This is a genomic window from Corynebacterium sp. LK26, assembly GCF_014335085.1.
In the GTDB taxonomy this organism is placed as follows: domain Bacteria; phylum Actinomycetota; class Actinomycetes; order Mycobacteriales; family Mycobacteriaceae; genus Corynebacterium; species Corynebacterium jeikeium_D.
This window is the reverse complement of the sequence record NZ_PDHB01000018.1, coordinates 1-16,512: the sequence shown is the minus strand read 5'-3', so window position 1 is coordinate 16,512 and position 16,512 is coordinate 1. Positions and strand designations below refer to the sequence as shown.

The following is a 16,512-nucleotide window of genomic DNA, read 5'->3' as shown; positions in this document are numbered from 1 at the left end:
CTGGGCTCTACTCACGCCCATTTACCCGACATCCGGTTGTAGCAGCTGGCGCATAGGGAGATGTACTTCGGCGCTTCGAGTGCCTCAATTTCCACGGTTTCGCCGTCGAGGATAATGCTGCCGTCCGGATTCAACCGTGCAGTAAAGATGGCCTTCTGCCCACAGGTGCAAATTGTCTTGATTTCCTCAATGGTGTGGGCAACTTCGAGCAAGCGCTGGGAGCCTGGGAAGGCATGCGTGCGAAAGTCGGTACGCAGACCGTAGCAGAGCACCGGAGTACCGCGAAGGGTAATTCCCAGCAACTGATCGACCTGGTCAGGGGTAAGAAACTGTGCCTCATCGATGATTAGACAATCGTAGCCGTCGGCAAGCGAGGAGAGGTCATCGCCATCGTGGATGAGGTGCGCGCGTTCCGCGATTCCGATGCGGGAGTGCACGTCGCCGTCAGCCAAAGTATCCACGGCCGGCTTGGCGATCAACGGCCGCATATCGCGCTCGCGGTAGTTGTGGGCGACGCGGAGGACCTCGATGGATTTTCCGCTGTTCATGGTTCCGTAGCGGAAGTACAGTTTTGCCATAGCCATCGATTGTAGGGCATCGATTCGCGGGCTCTGACGGCTGTAAACTCGGGCCGCCAACACGGATTTGAATTCCCGACTATCCTTTATTTTTATGCAGCCGATTCCTGACCTGAATGAGAATCCAACAGTTGTTGTATGTGGATCTATCCACCTAGATACCTTGGTACAGGTCGATAGTGTCCCCGCAGAAGGTGGCACGCTCATCGTTGATGACGGCACGAATATGCTGGGCGGCAAGGGCGCTAACCAGGCCGTTGCTATCGCTTATGACGGCGTCCGTGCGATCATGGCCGGTACGGTTGGTGAGGACCGCGCAGCGGATTTCGTGGTCGAGGAACTCAACGCACACGGCGTAGATGTCCACTCCATTCAGACTTCCTGGGATTTGCCGACCGGCAGCGCTTTCGTCGCAACGAACCGCAAGGGTCGCCCGGTGATTTTTGTCCAGCGCGGTGCCGATGCGCTAACCGACCCCACCGATTTCGTCGACGAGTTCGCATCAGCGGATGTCGTGCTCGCGCAAGGCGAGCTACTTCCGGAAGCAACTGAGGCCATCGCGTCCGTCGCATCCATGTACAGCGCGCGTCTGGTACTGAACCTCAATCCGGTCGTAACCGTTACACCTGCGCTGATTGACCATGCAGATCCGCTGATCGTCAACATGAAGGGCGCCTGGGAAACAATCCGTCGCCTGGACATCGCCGAGGGCATCCGCGCTACCGACTACCGCGCACAGCTCGAGGCACTTCTGCAGTACTGCCCCAGTGTCGTCATGCTCCGGGGCGACCACGGCTGTCTCTTCGCACAGCACTCCGACGGTCTCGACGACGAGCCGACAATCTACGAGCACCCCGCGCTCAAGCTGCCAGAGGAGAAGATTGTCGACGGCACTGGCTCCGGTGATGCGTTCGTCGGCACGCTCACCGCGGAACTGGCTAAGGGCACCTCGCTTTACGACGCCGTCCCCCTGGCCACCGCAGCAGGCGCAGCAGCTGTACAGGCGGTCGGCGCATGCTCCGCTTTTGCACGTCGCGAAAAACTGCTGGAGATGGTCGAGGCGGAGGATTTTCCCCCTGTGAAAGAGTACGCGGGCTAAGGGTCGTCAGCGGCCTGGTGTGCGAGCTGGCACCGATTAAGTCAGTGCCAGTGGGGCCAGCGGGAGAACCTACCCAGCATTGTCTGGCAGAACGGGCTCAAGCGCCAGCATCACCAAGTACCAACTCAACGCGTACCCGATGAGGAAGACATAGGTAGCAATCGCGTAGATTTTCGCCGGGAAAAAGAATATGGCCGCGGGCACGATGAGAAGCGCCAATACTGCGAGCGCAGTCCGCGGCAGGTTTTTGACGGTCATGCTGGTGGCCGTTGCCAGGGTTCGGCGGAGCGACGAGTGACCGTCGGAAAGCGAGCACAGCGAGTAGACCCACGCGGTAATTCCCAGCAGTATTAGCGCCCCGGAGGTAACTCCTGCGGCGAAGATCAGGCCGACAGTGCCGAGGTCCGCGCGGGAGATAACGTAAAACTCATAGCCAATGCCACTGGCGAGAACCAAGGTGAATAGCCACCACACGGTTGGTGTGCGCCAATTGTCCAACAGTGCGCGCAAGAAGCGCCGTACGGGCCTTGAGCCTTCGTCACGGACCATGTCGCGAGCGACTACTACTCCAGCGCGAGTTGCGGCGCCTGCAGTGACTATCGGGATGGATGCGACGATCATCAGCAGGTTGATGATTACAAGGTCTGCTAACAGCGACCAGGCTGCGTAGAACTTTGTATCGGTGCTGAAAAATCTATCCACGGGTTCATATCCTAATAAAGGCTGATTAACAGACGAAAGCCTCAACCTACGCGGTTGAGGCTTTCGCTTTCGTAAAACGCGGTGCTTGGCGTCCTATGCGCTAACGCTTAGGCAGCTATCCCTTAACGGCACCCGCAGCAACACCCTCGATAATGTGCTTCTGGGTGGCGACGTAGAAAATCACAATCGGAATGATTGCGAGCACCAGCATTGCCATCATCGCGCCAAGGTCACGGTTACCGTTGGAGCCAACGAAGCTCTGCACGACAACCGGGATGGTCTTGTACTTAGTAGACAGGCCAATGACCAGGTACGGCAGCAGGTAGTCGTTCCATACCCACATAGCGTTCAGAATGGCGACAGTCACTGCAGTCGGCTTGAGCATGGGCAAAACGATGCGGAAGTAGTTCTGCATCGGAGATGCGCCATCAATCATCGCGGCTTCCTCGATGTCAATCGGGATGGACTTGATGAAGCCGGCAAACATGAAGACCGACAAGCCGGAGCCAAAGCCCAAGTAGAGAACCACGATGCCGATTGGGTTGTTCAAATGCAGCATGTCGGCGATCTTGACGGTCGGGAACATCACCATCTGGAACGGGATGACCATCGAGAACACAAACAGGTAATACAGCAGCGAGGTCCACCACGTCTTCACTCGCGTGATGTAGTAAGCCGTCATCGCAGAGAAGAACACAATCGCAATAACCGAGAGGATCGTGATGACAAAGGACCACACGATCGCCCAGCCGAAGCCCTCCTTCATCAGGCCGACGGCGTAGTTTTCGAACCCGACCCACATGTCACCTAGTGGCAGCTGGAAGGGGTTATCTGAAATTGCGAACTTGGACTTGAACGAGTTGAAGATAATGAACGCGATTGGCCCCAAGAACACGACGGTCAAAAACACCAGAATCGCGTAGATGATGACCTTAGATACGCCTCCCACCTTGGCCTCGTCCTGCTTAGCGGGCTTGGCCTTGGGGAGCTTGGTGGCCGTTTCAGTGGTCATTGCAGCGTCGACAGACATTTATGCCTCCACTTCCTTGCTGCGAGTAGCACGCAGCTGCAGCATCGCGATCGCTACGACCACGACGACGAATATTACTGCCTTGGCTTGACCAACGCCCTCCACACCAATTCGGTTGAACATGGTGTTGACGATGTTCAGAGCAACCATTTCTGTCTCTGAACCCGGCGCACCATTGGTCAGGGCCAAGTTTTGATCGAAGAGTTTGAAAGTGTTCGACAGAGTCAAGAAGAGGCAAATGGTAATCGATGGCATGACCATCGGGATAGTAACGTGCCGCAGAATCTCCCAGCGTCCGGCGCCATCAATCTCCGCAGCTTCGATGAGCTCCGGTGGGACATTCTGCAGACCGGCAATATAGATAATCATCATGTAACCGACCAGCTGCCAGTTGATGAGGATGATCAGACCGGCGTAACCGAACTTCCAGTCGGACACAATCGTCGTACCGTACGATGCCAGCACGGCGTTAATCATCGACTGCCAGGTATAACCGAGCACGATGCCACCGATAAGGTTCGGCATGAAGAAGACTGTGCGGAAGAAGTTCGTGCCCTTCAGCTTGCGCGTCAGAATCCATGCGATCCAGAACGCGAACAAGTTCACAGTAATGATGGAAACAACAACCACCATGAGAGTGAATCCGAAGGAGGCGACGAAGCCCTCGCGCTCACTAAAGGCCTTCTGGTAGTTCTCGATACCAACCCACTGCGCATTAGTGATGGTTGTGAAGTCAGTAAATGATAGGAAGAAACCGATAACGAACGGCACCAGGAACGCGATTGCAAAGGCAATCAGCGTGGGTAGCACGAAAATTGGGAAATACTTTTTCAATGTTGCTTGCATCTACAACACCGCTCCTAAAGCTAAAGGCGGAGCCCGGTGCCTCGAGACCGGTTTAACAGGTCACCGAGCCCCGAGCTCCGCCTTGCCATTGGATGAACTCATTCCGTCGGTTGTTCATGCGCGAGAAGCTTTCGCTTCACACTCACCGATGGAATGGATCACCATTGATTTGCTGGTATTTAATTGTTCGGAGATTCCGCATTCCAGCTGTCGGCGAAAGTCTCGACAACCTTGTCCCACGGCATCTTTCCGGAAGCGTACTGCGCCAGCGCTGCGCCAAAATCATCCTTGAACTGCTGCGACGGGAAGTACTGGAAGTCCCACGGGATGGTGGTCAGGTCCTCGTTCTCAATTGCTGCGGCCACTTCCTTGGCCAGCGGGTCATTCGGAGTGTCGGCTTCAGTGAAGTTCTGGAACGGAGCGATGAATCCGAGATCCTCGACGACGTACTTCTTGCCCTCATCGGTGTTGAACAGCCAATTGACGAAGTCCTTCGTTGCCTTTTGGGAAGCCTCCGAAGCCTTGGAGTTGACCGTCAGGTAGTTCTCAGTACCAACCGAGATGCCGGTCTTATCCTCGTCCTTCAGGCCCATGTACATAGGCATGAACTTAATCTTGTCCTGCTTGACCGCGTTGCCGGAGACATCGTTGATCTGGGACCATGCCCAGTTGCCATTCTGAACCATAGCGGCCTTGCCCTGGGCGAATTCCGCCATCGAGTCGGACACAGCCTTCGACGGGGCCAGAGTCTTTTCGACAGTGGAGTTATTCAGGTACAGATCAAAGAGGTTCTTGAACTCCTTGTTGTACTTGAACTTCACATCAGCGGTTTCCTTGGTGCCAAGGTCCTCGAATTCATAATGAACCGGTCCGTTGGCCAAGTGTGTCTGCCAGCGCCAATCCTCACCGGATGCAAGCGAGGTGGAAGCGAAGGTGCCGGAAATCCCCAGCTTGTCCTTCTTGGCCTGCATGTCCTCAGCAACTTCCTTCAGCTTTCCGAAGGCCTTAATCTCGTCGATGCTCTTGGCCTTGGCATCGGGCAGCGCGAAGTACTTGTCCATGATCTCTTCGTTATAGATCAGGCCAAACCCCTCGACTGCAAACGGGACGCCGTATACCTTGCCGTCCTCGCCCTTCAGCGGCTCGATGCCCTCGTTGAGGTTTTGTGCGATCTCAGTGTCAGACATGTCTGCCATGTATTCCTGCCAAGTACGCAGGCCCGCCGGACCATTGACTTGGAACAGTGTTGGCGCGTCCTTTTTACCAATCTCGGCCTTCAGAGTTTGCTCATAGGAATTCGAAGCAGCAGTAACGACCTTGACCTGGACACCAGTCTTGTCAGTGTATGCCTTCGCAATCTTCTGATATGCGGCATCCTGCTCCGGCTTGAAGTTAAGGAAGTAGACACCACCATCTGCAACCGCATCATCACTCGAGCACGCAACCAAACCAGCGGTTGCCATCAGGCCTGCTGCACACAGAGCTGAAAGGCGCTTGAAGTTCTTCACTATATTTTCTCCCTTGAGAAGAAAGGCCACTTCAATGGCATCCTCCGAGCAATTCGGACGAATATTTGCCAGCAGCCGTGGCCTAATTGGATTATCCCGCCCTGCGGCTAGAAGTAGCCTTTCATGCGAACTTCGACGCCACCCACGCGGGTATTCGGTCTCACCAAAATCTTACTTGACCAAAACCAATTTAGGTTGGCCTTCAGCCAGCTGTGAACAAATGCAAAGGAGAAAAATAGCAAAAGCTCTCGAAAGCACACCTAGAATTTGAGCTGTTTTCGAGCTGTTTTCGCTGAACAGAGCCGCCTACCGGCACCAAAGTAAGCACCTGGCCGCGACAATCACACGCAGACCCGACAACCACCCGACCACCAAAAGCACCCCTGTTTGGCGTGAATGTATATTTTTATAATATCCTGGCGAGTCGTTTACTTGTCACTTTTGAAATAATCGTACGCTCGACAGTCTGCTTCTAGAGAGCTACTCGACCTCATCGCTCGCCGGAAGATATACGGACTCGTCGCGATGCCCGGGCAACACTCGGTCTACGTAGCTCTGCACCGCTTCTTGAAGCGGCACATCCGCACGGCGTTTTTCTGCCATGTACCAGCGATGCTCCAAGACCTCGTGGAAAACCTGCGCATCCTGCAGCCTTCCACGCAGCCCCTCGGGCACAGCCAGGATTGTGGCCTCGAAAACTTCACGCAGCCATCGGTGCGCAACCTGCTCTAGCGGAACCCCTTCAAGACCTTCCGCCAACCGAAAGGTCTGCATACTATTGAGCATCCGCCTCGCTTGCCGTTCTTGAACATCCAACCCCGTCAGTCGCATTAACTGCCTATGGTGATGCCCTGCGTCAACCACTCGTGGTCGGAACACAACGCGGCCACCATCACTGGTGACTTTCAGCTCGCCAACATCGAAACCGAGGTCGTTGAGCCTGCGAATCCGCTCATCGACAAGCCAAGGCTCCTCAACACCAATAGATTCTTCCCCCGTCAGCTCTTGCCACAGGTCCTCATAACGCTCAATAATGCGCCTACCCACCGCAATTACGTCCAACTCAGGATCGAGGAATCCGCCGGCCTGCAGATCCATGAGCTCTCCGATGATGTTGGTATGGGCAACGTCAACGTCGTAAAGCCTGCGGGAATCTGAGAGTGTGCCTTGCAAATCTCCCGTTTCCGCGTCGACAAGGTAGGCGGAGAAAGCGTCTGCGTCACGACGAAACAACGTGTTCGACAGCGACACGTCGCCCCAGTAAAAACCAAGGAGATGTAACCGAACTAGCAGGACTACCAGCGAGTCAATCAGGCGGACCACAGTTTCGCGGGTGACCTGTTGAGAAAAAACTGCACGATACGGCAGCGAATACTCGAGATGTTCTGTGACGAGTGCCGCAGTTAACGGTTCGCCATCTGGATCCTTGCGGCCAGTAATGACCGCGAGCGGGCGAACCGATGGAGCACCGAGCCTGACCAGGTCACGCAGCATTCGATACTCATGATGAGCAGTGAACTCACCAATTTCTTTCACTGCAATGACGCGGTCATCCAAGTTGACGAATCGAACAATGTGCCGCGAAATTCCCTGAGGTAGGGCGGCCAACAAATCGTCTGGCCACTGTTCCAGAGGTATATGCCAAGGAAGGCGCAAAAGCTTTGAAGCCACCGTTGTCGCGGCTATTTTCATAGTTTCCGACACGGTGGCTCCTAAAACTGTCTTACTGTCCCACTGCCCTACCAGCTACTCATTTCATCTAAACGAAAGAGTTTAGGCCGGAAGGCGCATACCAGTCGACTTCGAGAACAGGTGCAGCATGCCCGGACGAATCTTGCCGTAAACTACCGAGCCCAACTTCGGCGCGGTGCGCGGGGCGGTACGAATAACCACCTGACCGTGTTCCTCTTCGTCCGGGTTAGAGGAAGATCCGGAGCTCAGTGCTCCGCCACCGACGAGGTCTCCATACATGAATGCATCGGAGCCCAATTCCTCGACCAAGTTAACCTGCACCGGAATGACGTCATCGCCCGGCCCCTCGACCAGGTCGAATGCCTCCGGACGGAAGCCCACGATAATCTGGTTCTGATCCTCCGGCACGATTGCAGCAAGTGTGGCTTCCGGCAGCTTAATCTTGGCCTCACCCAACGTGGCGTAACCATTAGAGACGTTGAACGTGCCCAGGTTCATCGCAGGCGAGCCAATGAAGCCCGCGACGAATTCGTTTGCCGGGGTTTCGTAGAGTTCCCGCGGGGTACCGACCTGCTGCAGAACACCGAAGTTAATGACCGCGATGCGGTCGCCCATGGTCAGCGCCTCAGTCTGGTCGTGGGTGACATACATGGTGGTCACACCCATCCGACGCTGCATGGCCGCAATCTGAGTACGGGTTTGAACACGCAGCTTCGCGTCCAGGTTCGACAACGGCTCGTCCATCAGGAACACCTGCGGCTTGCGCACAATCGCACGCCCCATTGCCACACGCTGACGCTGACCACCGGATAGAGCCTTAGGCTTACGATCCAGGAACTGAGTTAGATCCAGGGTCTTCGCAGCTTCTTCGACACGACGGTCAATCTCGTCCTTGTCCACACCAGCAATCTTGAGCGCGAAGCCCATGTTCTCGCGCACCGTCATATGCGGGTACAGGGCGTAGTTCTGGAAGACCATCGCAATATCGCGATCCTTGGGCGAGACATTGGTCACATCACGATCTCCAATGAAAATCTTGCCCTCATTGACCTCTTCCAGACCGGCAAGCATGCGCAGTGTTGTGGACTTACCACAACCGGAGGGGCCCACCAGAACCAGGAACTCGCCATCGGCAATTTCCAAGTTGAACTTGTCCACAGAAGGCTTCGTCGCACCAGGGTAAATGCGAGTGGCATCAGCAAAAGTCACAGTAGCCATGTGAATACAAACCTTTCATCGGCAGGTACGTGCCGAACGATCCGAGTGAAAGTAACCGCAGGAACAGCTCCTACGTATCTGCCTCACAAGCTTACTCTTAATCGAGTAGTCCCGTAACGAGCTCCGCAATCTTCGAGCGCTCCGAGCGCTTCAGCGTGATGTGTGCAAAAAGCTCGTTGCCCTTGAGTTTTTCAATCACCGCCTGCACGCCGTCATGGCGGCCGACGCGCAGGTTGTCACGCTGCGCCACATCGTGCGTAAGGATGACTCGGGAATTGCTACCAAGACGCGACAGCACCGTCAGCAGTACGTTGCGCTCCAGCGACTGTGCCTCATCGACAATCACGAAGCTGTCATGCAGGCTACGACCGCGAATGTGTGTCAGTGGCAGTACCTCCAGCATGTCGCGCGAGGCAATCTCATCCATCACGTTGTCTGAAACCAATCCCTCCAGGGTGTCGTAAACAGCCTGCGCCCACGGGTTCATCTTTTCGTCCTCACTACCTGGCAGGTAGCCAAGGTTCTGACCACCTACCGCGTAGAGCGGACGGAACACCACAATCCGGCGATGCAGTCCGCGCTCCAGCACCGACTCCAGTCCCGCGCACAGCGCAAGCGCCGACTTACCCGTACCGGCTCGGCCGCCGAGGGACACAATCCCCACCGAGTCATCCAACAGCAGGTCAAGCGCCACACGCTGCTCCGCCGACCGCCCCTTCAGGCCAAACGCCTCCGTATCGCCCCGCACAAGCTTGACGACGCCCGGGGCGCTCACCCGTGCCAGCGCAGACTGGCTACCAGCGCTGAGCTGCACGCCGCAGTGCAGCGGCTGATCCTGGATCTGCTCGAGCTCAAGGAACCCATTGGCGAAGAGACGATCAATTTCCTCCGGGTCGACGTCCACTTCCACCATTCCCGAGTACCCAGTCAGAACGACGTCCTGGGCGCGGTAATCGTCGGCAGGCAAGCCGACCGCACCAGCCTTGACGCGAAGCGGAATGTCTTTGGTGACCAGCACGACATCATGGCCATCGTGCTGAAGATTGAGGGCGCAAGCGAGAATGCGGTGATCGTTTTCGGCGGTGCGGAAGCCTGCGGGAAGGATGGAGGGATCGGAGTGGTTGAGCTCAATATGCATAAACCCGCCAAGATCATTGGCGGGCACAGGCCGGTCCAGGTGGCCGTAGCGGTAACGCAGCTCTTCGAGGAAACGGAGCGCTTCTCGGGCGAACCACCCCAGCTCTGGGTGGTGGCGCTTGGCCTCCAACTCACTCACCACGACCAGCGGAAGCACAACTTGGTGCTCATCGAACTTCTTGGTGGCGTGGGGATCGGACAGCAGGACCGAGGTATCAAGCACGTAGGTACGCATGCCCTCAGGCTAAAAGTCAGAGGTAGAAATTACGTGGTTGTGAGATGAATGCTTGGTTATCAGATGAACCACAGTTGGTTACAGGCTCTAATCCTCAAGTTGAACCCTAAGGAACTGGCCGAGCACCGAGCACCACTGCCCGGCCACTCCACTGCCCTTTTAATGGCAACTAGTCGTTATGGCGAATCTGTCGACCCAGCAACTTGTGGCGAAGCGGATCAACCGCCAAGGTCACAGCGCCAACTGATACAACTCCCACGAGGTACGCCAGCGCAACAACAAGTGAGCGTTGACCAAACGTGATTTCGTTCGCAATCGGGCCGAACATGGTGGCTCCCAACAGCGCACCCATAACAAAGCCGAAGATGCTGGTCGCAAGCATGGGAAAGAATGTCTGCTTGAAAGTGACCGTGCGGTGGAAGCTGATTGGCGTCCCGATGAAGTCCAGCGCCTTTGTCAGCGATGCCTCTTCATAGACGGCTGAGGCCTGAGTCAAAAGCGTTGACACCAGCAACAGAATGAAACCGATTACGAAAGTGATAGTCACACCGGTTGCAATATCGTGCGCGAATGTGACATCTGCAACCTCTTCAATCTTGTCTTCGCCAGGCACCATCATTGTGTAGCCAAGCAGCAGAGACAGGAAGGCCATGGAACTTACTCGACGCCACGATTCCTTAGCGTTAGTCGCGACTCGTCGCGTCGCCACAAAATCACTTGAAGTACCGAAGAAGCTGGAGATGCGGGCAACAAGCTGGATAAAGAAAGGCGCCACCAGGCCAATTGCCCAGACCATCAGGTACATCATCGCTGCGACACCAAGCGTGGCAGTGACGGTTCCACCCGCGATATTGGAGTTGGCAATCACGTATAGGACGATCGCACCGATAACAACGGCCACAATCATGCGCCAAGCCTTCATCGACTTGGGCACTTCCTTGCGGCTAACGCCGAGTGGTGAAATCATCACCCTTCGCAAACCGACCACAGCGGCAAAGAGTGCGAGGAGCACCACGGCAACCCAGACCAGCGGGTAGCCCCACCAGGGCAGCAACATGTCCCAGGTATCCAGGTAGTCATTGTCGAACTTGATTATCGCCCAGAATGGCGCAGTGGCCACCGACAACAACGTGCCCACGACAAGCCCTACAGCTGCCAATACGAGGGTTTCGATAATCACCATGCGCGTAACTGCCCCGTTAGACAGACCAATCAAGCGCAGAGTTGCCAATCGCTGCTCACGTCCTGCAGCGCCAAGCACCGCCGACTGTGCCACGAGCGAAACCATTGCCGGAATCACAAAAACACAGGCCACGAGTGCCAGCTGCAGGTACATCTCGCCCTGACCTTGATTCATGTAATCCTCGGGTGTTGGGTTCGGCGGCAGCTTTGGCTCAGCCTGCCAACGGCGGTAAAACATCGCCGTGCCACCGACGACGACCAACGCCAACCAGGTACTCACGGTCATGGCCACCACGGACAATGCGGACAGCCAGCCGTTTCCCGAATGGGATTCACGCCCGGCGCGCTGCAGCCGCGTGCTCAAGTCCGCTAGTGCGCCGGTAGGAATTCTCTGGGGTTTTGTTGCTTCAGTTACGGTGCTCACTTTGTAACCTCCGCTCCTGCCAGCATGCGGTCGTCGTGAATCAGGCCATCGCGGATCTCCACACGTCGACGACACCAGTCGGCCACCTTCACATCGTGCGTGACCATCACCAATGTCGTGCCAGTCTGCTCCACCAACGCGGTGAGCTGCTGCATGACCTCATGGCCTGTGGACTGGTCCAGCGCGCCAGTCGGCTCATCGGCGAAGATGACACCTGGCTCGCCGGCCATCGCGCGGGCAATTGCCACACGTTGTGCTTGACCGCCGGACATCTGTCCTGGGCGACGGCGCGTGAGGTCCTTGAGCCCCAGGCGGTTGAGGACATCGTCGGCAAGCGCGAGTGACTTCGAGCGCTTCTTGCCCTGCAGAATCATTGGCAGAGCAACGTTTTCCCTGGCAGTCAGCTCGGGAAGGAGCTGGCCATCTTGGAAAACGAAGCCGAAGTCGTGCAGGCGGAGGGCGGAGCGGTCGGCGTCAGAAAGCGAATTGATCTTTGTGTCACCGAAGATGACGTCGCCGTCGTCCGGCAGCAACACGCCGGACATGCAGTGCAGCAGCGTGGACTTACCAGAACCTGACGGTCCCATGACTGCAACGGTTTCGCCGGGCTCAATGGTCAGCGAAATGCCGGTGAGAACGGGAGCGGAATTGTAGGACTTAGTGATGTCACGAATACAAAGTCGTGCGTTTCTTGGGCTGTTGTTGTCTGTCATGGCACTCATTTCACTCGCACGGAGGCGATTTCAACACCGTGCCCACTTTCCTTTTGCGGTAGTGCTAGGTCTACTATGCCGGAAATTAATTCCTCCGCAGACAGAGCTTTCGTACCATAGGAAACTATGGAGCTGAAGGATTATTTCCGCAAATATATCGGCGCGAACCGCCGCGAAAAAGCGCATAAACGCAGCTACGAGGAATCCGCCGCCGCTCGCATCGCCGAACTTACCGCTTCACGACGAACAATTGCCGAAGCCTTCGAGATTGAACGTCGCCGCATTGAAAATGACCTCCACGACGGAGCTCAGCAATACATTGTTGCGGCTTCAATGAAATTGGGACTTGCAGAATTGGAAGCATCCAATACTGACAATGAGGAACTAATGCAGCTTCTCGCGGAAACTCGCGGCCATTTGGATGATGGATTACGTGCTTTGCGGCGAACAGTCCACGGAATTCACCCGCAAGTGTTGCGCGATCGCGGTCTGCAAGCGGCTGTTGAAGAGATTGCTGAAGGATACGGCCCTCACGTTGTTGTGCACACTCCCTATCCCCTGCCTGAATTGGAAGAAAGTGTGCTCGCCGCGGCGTATTTTTTCTGTGCAGAAGTGCTGACTAATGCGGCGAAATATGCACCGAACGCTCCTGTTTCTGTGCTGCTCACCTCGGATCAAACACTGAATATTTCAATTACGGACCAAGGCCCTGGCGGCGCAAAATTGGGGCGCGGTTTGCGGGGTATGAAAGAGCGTCTAGCCACTTTCGACGGTGCGATGACCATGCACTCTCCCGAAGGTGGGCCAACGCAGGTAATAGCCAGAATTCCTTTGATGTTGAACCGCTGGGAATCAGGTATTGGAGAAATGGAAAACGTGGAAATGAAAGGTGCGGAGAAGAAATGAAAATTGTCATTGCGGATGACTCGGCACTCCTGCGGGAGGGGGTCGCGGGGCTCGTCGAAAAGCGTGGACATGAAGTGATTGCGATGGTCGACACTGCCCACGGCCTGGTGGCGGACATCGATGACCGTTTTGATGACACGGGCGAGCTGCCAGATTTAGTGATAACCGATGTGCGCATGCCTCCAAAGATGAGCGATGACGGCCTGCGGGCGGCGGTCGAGTTGCGCGAGCGTTATCCGCAGCTGAATGTGATGGTGCTGTCGCAGTATGTGGCGCCGGCGTATGCGCGCGAGTTGTTCTCGTCGAGCGGTGCTGGAGGTAGTGCTGGGGTTGGTACTGGGGTTGGCTCGAGTGGCAGCAGCTCGAGTGGCGGGACCGGGTATCTGCTCAAAGACCGCGTTGGCCAGGTGTTGGACTTCTTGGGCTCGCTCGAAGTCGTCGCCGGTGGTGGCGTGGTGATTGACCCTGATGTGGCGACGGCATTGATGCAGTCCGGCAAATCGGGGCTAGCCAGTTTAACGGCGCGCGAACGCGAAGTGCTCGAGCTGATGGCACGCGGCAAGTCCAATAAGCAGATTGCCGATGACCTCGTGCTTTCCGGGGCGGCGGTGGCGAAACACGTGTCCAACATCTTTATGAAGCTGCATCTGGAGCCCGGCGAGGAAAACCGCCGTGTGCGGGCAATTTTGGAATTTCTCACGGCGACGTCGGGGCAGATTTAGGGTCGGCAGCAATCGCATCTCTCGCAAAAGCGATGAAAAAATAAGTGTTGATTATGACACGAGTCACAATTTAAAGTTGGCTCATACGTTTGTTGTTTCCCTATAGAAAGGACGTGTCTACATGACTGTTTACGCCAACCCCGGCACCCCCGATGCAATCTTCACGTACAAGGAGCAGTACGAAAATTTCATCGATGGTAAGTGGACACCTCCAGTAGACGGGCAATACATGGACAACTCCACCCCGGTTACGGGCGAGGTTTTCTGCCGGGTTCCGCGGTCTAACGAGAAAGACATTGAGCTCGCTCTCGACGCCGCGCACAAGGCGAAGGACTCCTGGGCCTCGGTTCCTGCGGCCGAGCGGGCGCTGATCCTCCACCGCATCGCGGACCGTCTGGAGGAAAACCTTGAGAAGATTGCCGTCGCCGAGACCTGGGAGAACGGCAAGGCCATTCGCGAGACCCTCGCCGCTGACATCCCGCTCGCAATCGACCACTTCCGCTACTTCGCCGGGGCCACCCGCACGCAGGAGGGGCGCATCTCACAGATTGACGACAACACGGTCGCCTACCACTTCCACGAGCCACTCGGCGTCGTCGGCCAGATTATCCCGTGGAACTTCCCCCTCCTGATGGCCGCATGGAAGATCGCCCCGGCCCTCGCCGCCGGCAACTGCATCGTGCTCAAGCCAGCAGAGCAGACCCCCGCGTCGATTCTCATGCTCACCGAGATTATCGCCGATTTGCTTCCGGACGGCGTTCTCAACATCGTCAATGGCCTCGGCACCGAGGCCGGTGCTGCGCTGACCGCAAGCGACCGGATCTCCAAAATTGCGTTCACCGGATCGACTGCCGTGGGCCAGCTAATCAACAAGGCAGTGTCCGACAAGATTATTCCGATCACGCTGGAGCTCGGCGGCAAGTCCCCGTCCATCTTCTTCCCCGACGTCATGGACGCCGACGATGCGTTCCGCGAGAAGTGCATTGAGGGCCTGGCCATGTTCGCGTTGAACCAGGGCGAGGTCTGCACCTGCCCGTCGCGAGCCCTGGTCCACGAAGACATCGCTGATGAGTTCCTGAAGCTCGCGGTCGAGCGCGTTAAGCAGATTAAGACCGGCAACCCGCTGGATACGTCGGTACAGATGGGCGCCCAGGCCTCCCAGGAGCAGCTGGACAAAATCTCCGGCTACTTGGAGTCCGGGCCGAAGGAGGGCGCGGAGGTTCTCACCGGCGGCAACGTCGCCAAGCTCGAAGGGCTGGAGGGAGGCTACTACGTCGAGCCGACAATCTTTAGGGGCAACAACTCGATGCGTTTCTTCCGCGAGGAGATTTTCGGCCCGGTCCTGGCCGTGACAACCTTCAAGACTCTGGATGAGGCTCTCGAGATTGCCAACGACACTATCTACGGTCTTGGCGCCGGCGTGTGGAGCCGCAACCAGAATAACGCCTACCGCGCTGCCCGCGGCATCCAGGCTGGCCGTGTGTGGGTGAATAACTACCACAGCTACCCTGCTCACGCAGCCTTCGGCGGTTACAAGCAGTCCGGTATCGGCCGCGAGAATCACTTGATGATGCTCGAGCACTACCAGGAGACCAAGTGCATGCTCGTCTCTTACGACGAGAACCCGACTGGCCTGTTCTAAGAATCCGCCCACTTGGGGCTAGGCGGTTTGTCGATTCCGATTCACGTCCGATGAAGGTGTCGACAACTGCCTCTGCCCCCCCGAAAAAACGCCCTCCGCACCCGGCAGGTTGCAATGGTCGGCCTTAACCGGACGCACCAGGCGCTGGCGACTCCAAATTTAGAGGCCTAGCTCACGGCCGCCAGCTAGGTCTCTCTTTCTTTCTTCGCTTTCCGGCGCCACCTACGCATCCGATTAATCGCGGCACTGGCGGCCCATCCGCCAAGAAATAGTAGCGGGATGTAGAAGAACACGACATAGGCGACGGCTAGGCCGTCCTGGCCATCGGGCGGCGTGGTGAGAAATAGGAATGCCAGATCGCCAAGCGCGGCAATTCCTGCGCCGGTAGCTGCTGCGACAATGCTCCGCGCGCTGGCCATCCCCCGAGCCAACGACCCATCACCGGCGAAAACGGCTATTGCTCCGACCAGCATTACTGAGACCAGCATGGACACAATCCACGACGCAATTCCTTCGTCGTAGGCGAGGTTGGGCTCCGGCAAGATGAGCCCACCTAAAACGCTCCACGCGACCGCGGCGAAAAAGGACGCCAGCAAGGGGCAGGTTATATTGTCGAGCCTCATGCGTCCCAGGTTACGTGAGATGACCTCCAGAAAGACCAAATCCCCCTCCCCAGTGGAGAATCGAGTCACGCCCGCAAGAGCAAAAATCCCCCGACCATAGAGTGGGTTAAGTAGCAAAACTGACAACCCCGAAAAATTATGGGCTGCAAATGTGAAACTGTGTGAGTTTATGACACTTTCAGGGCATTTTTCGGGTTAAGTAAAGAAAAGTGTGTCCGCATGCCACCATAACCCCAGACCACACACCACAAATCA

At 56.6% G+C, this 16,512-nt stretch carries 15 protein-coding genes; 4 read left to right on the top strand and 11 right to left on the bottom strand.

Going from position 1 to position 16,512, the window contains the following annotated elements:
* Positions 1-11: 11 nt before the first annotated feature.
* Positions 12-578 carry a thymidine kinase gene (locus CRD13_RS09735; protein WP_048732776.1) on the bottom strand — a complete coding sequence of 189 codons (567 nt, stop codon included), beginning with the start codon at positions 576-578 and terminating at the stop codon, positions 12-14.
* 94 nt (positions 579-672) lie between these two features.
* Here CRD13_RS09735 and CRD13_RS09730 point away from each other — a divergent pair, with 94 nt between their 5' ends.
* A complete protein-coding gene (locus tag CRD13_RS09730) occupies positions 673-1,677 on the top strand; it encodes a PfkB family carbohydrate kinase (RefSeq protein ID WP_069359224.1) in 1,005 nt (334 codons plus the stop codon).
* Positions 1,678-1,746: 69 nt separating this feature from the next.
* On the opposite strand, the gene CRD13_RS09725 is transcribed toward CRD13_RS09730, so the two are convergent.
* From CRD13_RS09725 to CRD13_RS09685, 9 genes are all read right to left on the bottom strand, one after another.
* Entirely contained in the window at positions 1,747-2,379 is a 633-nt protein-coding gene (locus CRD13_RS09725; RefSeq protein WP_070546210.1) for a DUF624 domain-containing protein, read from the bottom strand.
* Between the two features lie 115 nt (positions 2,380-2,494).
* A complete protein-coding gene (locus CRD13_RS09720; RefSeq protein ID WP_042389412.1) occupies positions 2,495-3,391 on the bottom strand; it encodes a carbohydrate ABC transporter permease in 897 nt (298 codons plus the stop codon).
* 18 nt (positions 3,392-3,409) lie between these two features.
* On the bottom strand, positions 3,410-4,255 hold the full coding sequence (locus CRD13_RS09715) for a carbohydrate ABC transporter permease (RefSeq protein ID WP_016423090.1): 846 nt from the start codon (positions 4,253-4,255) through the stop codon (positions 3,410-3,412).
* A gap of 179 nt (positions 4,256-4,434) precedes the next feature.
* On the bottom strand, positions 4,435-5,718 hold the full coding sequence (locus CRD13_RS09710; protein ID WP_222866721.1) for an ABC transporter substrate-binding protein: 1,284 nt from the start codon (positions 5,716-5,718) through the stop codon (positions 4,435-4,437).
* A gap of 525 nt (positions 5,719-6,243) precedes the next feature.
* Complete coding sequence (locus CRD13_RS09705) at positions 6,244-7,455, bottom strand: DUF4032 domain-containing protein (protein ID WP_172620277.1); 1,212 nt, start codon at positions 7,453-7,455, stop codon at positions 6,244-6,246.
* Positions 7,456-7,536: 81 nt separating this feature from the next.
* Positions 7,537-8,673 (bottom strand): ABC transporter ATP-binding protein, encoded by a 1,137-nt coding sequence (locus CRD13_RS09700; protein ID WP_049192882.1) that lies wholly within the window; start codon positions 8,671-8,673, stop codon positions 7,537-7,539.
* Positions 8,674-8,770: 97 nt separating this feature from the next.
* Positions 8,771-10,045 carry a PhoH family protein gene (locus tag CRD13_RS09695; RefSeq protein ID WP_042388806.1) on the bottom strand — a complete coding sequence of 425 codons (1,275 nt, stop codon included), beginning with the start codon at positions 10,043-10,045 and terminating at the stop codon, positions 8,771-8,773.
* Between the two features lie 169 nt (positions 10,046-10,214).
* Positions 10,215-11,651 carry an FtsX-like permease family protein gene (locus tag CRD13_RS09690; protein WP_070566909.1) on the bottom strand — a complete coding sequence of 479 codons (1,437 nt, stop codon included), beginning with the start codon at positions 11,649-11,651 and terminating at the stop codon, positions 10,215-10,217.
* Positions 11,648-12,364: an ABC transporter ATP-binding protein gene (locus CRD13_RS09685; protein WP_049192880.1), complete on the bottom strand. Its 717-nt coding sequence runs from the start codon at positions 12,362-12,364 to the stop codon at positions 11,648-11,650. Before CRD13_RS09685 ends, CRD13_RS09690 begins: the two co-directional genes overlap by 4 nt.
* 126 nt (positions 12,365-12,490) lie before the next feature.
* On the opposite strand from CRD13_RS09685, the gene CRD13_RS09680 reads away from it, so the two are divergent.
* The 3 genes from CRD13_RS09680 (at position 12,491) to CRD13_RS09670 (ending at position 15,634) form a co-directional block, all read left to right on the top strand.
* Positions 12,491-13,270 carry a sensor histidine kinase gene (locus CRD13_RS09680; protein ID WP_080985577.1) on the top strand — a complete coding sequence of 260 codons (780 nt, stop codon included), beginning with the start codon at positions 12,491-12,493 and terminating at the stop codon, positions 13,268-13,270.
* On the top strand, positions 13,267-13,992 hold the full coding sequence (locus CRD13_RS09675; protein ID WP_005511017.1) for a response regulator transcription factor: 726 nt from the start codon (positions 13,267-13,269) through the stop codon (positions 13,990-13,992). Before CRD13_RS09680 ends, CRD13_RS09675 begins: the two co-directional genes overlap by 4 nt.
* 121 nt (positions 13,993-14,113) lie before the next feature.
* Positions 14,114-15,634 (top strand): aldehyde dehydrogenase family protein, encoded by a 1,521-nt coding sequence (locus CRD13_RS09670; protein WP_049170136.1) that lies wholly within the window; start codon positions 14,114-14,116, stop codon positions 15,632-15,634.
* Between the two features lie 185 nt (positions 15,635-15,819).
* On the opposite strand, the gene CRD13_RS09665 is transcribed toward CRD13_RS09670, so the two are convergent.
* The gene (locus CRD13_RS09665) at positions 15,820-16,257 is read right to left on the bottom strand and encodes a hypothetical protein (RefSeq protein WP_049192879.1); all 438 of its coding nucleotides are present in this window, start codon (positions 16,255-16,257) and stop codon (positions 15,820-15,822) included.
* Positions 16,258-16,512: the final 255 nt, after the last annotated feature.

Bases quoted from the DNA above. Each gene is read 5' to 3' on its own strand.
- CRD13_RS09735 (WP_048732776.1), bottom strand. From the start codon at position 578: ATGGCAAAACTGTACTTCCGCTACGGAACCATGAACAGCGGAAAATCC.
- CRD13_RS09730 (WP_069359224.1), top strand. From the start codon at position 673: ATGCAGCCGATTCCTGACCTGAATGAGAATCCAACAGTTGTTGTATGT.
- CRD13_RS09720 (WP_042389412.1), bottom strand. From the start codon at position 3,391: ATGACCACTGAAACGGCCACCAAGCTCCCCAAGGCCAAGCCCGCTAAG.
- CRD13_RS09715 (WP_016423090.1), bottom strand. From the start codon at position 4,255: ATGCAAGCAACATTGAAAAAGTATTTCCCAATTTTCGTGCTACCCACG.
- CRD13_RS09710 (WP_222866721.1), bottom strand. From the start codon at position 5,718: ATGGCAACCGCTGGTTTGGTTGCGTGCTCGAGTGATGATGCGGTTGCA.
- CRD13_RS09705 (WP_172620277.1), bottom strand. From the start codon at position 7,455: ATGAAAATAGCCGCGACAACGGTGGCTTCAAAGCTTTTGCGCCTTCCT.
- CRD13_RS09700 (WP_049192882.1), bottom strand. From the start codon at position 8,673: ATGGCTACTGTGACTTTTGCTGATGCCACTCGCATTTACCCTGGTGCG.
- CRD13_RS09695 (WP_042388806.1), bottom strand. From the start codon at position 10,045: ATGCGTACCTACGTGCTTGATACCTCGGTCCTGCTGTCCGATCCCCAC.
- CRD13_RS09685 (WP_049192880.1), bottom strand. From the start codon at position 12,364: ATGACAGACAACAACAGCCCAAGAAACGCACGACTTTGTATTCGTGAC.
- CRD13_RS09680 (WP_080985577.1), top strand. From the start codon at position 12,491: ATGGAGCTGAAGGATTATTTCCGCAAATATATCGGCGCGAACCGCCGC.
- CRD13_RS09675 (WP_005511017.1), top strand. From the start codon at position 13,267: ATGAAAATTGTCATTGCGGATGACTCGGCACTCCTGCGGGAGGGGGTC.
- CRD13_RS09670 (WP_049170136.1), top strand. From the start codon at position 14,114: ATGACTGTTTACGCCAACCCCGGCACCCCCGATGCAATCTTCACGTAC.
- CRD13_RS09665 (WP_049192879.1), bottom strand. From the start codon at position 16,257: ATGAGGCTCGACAATATAACCTGCCCCTTGCTGGCGTCCTTTTTCGCC.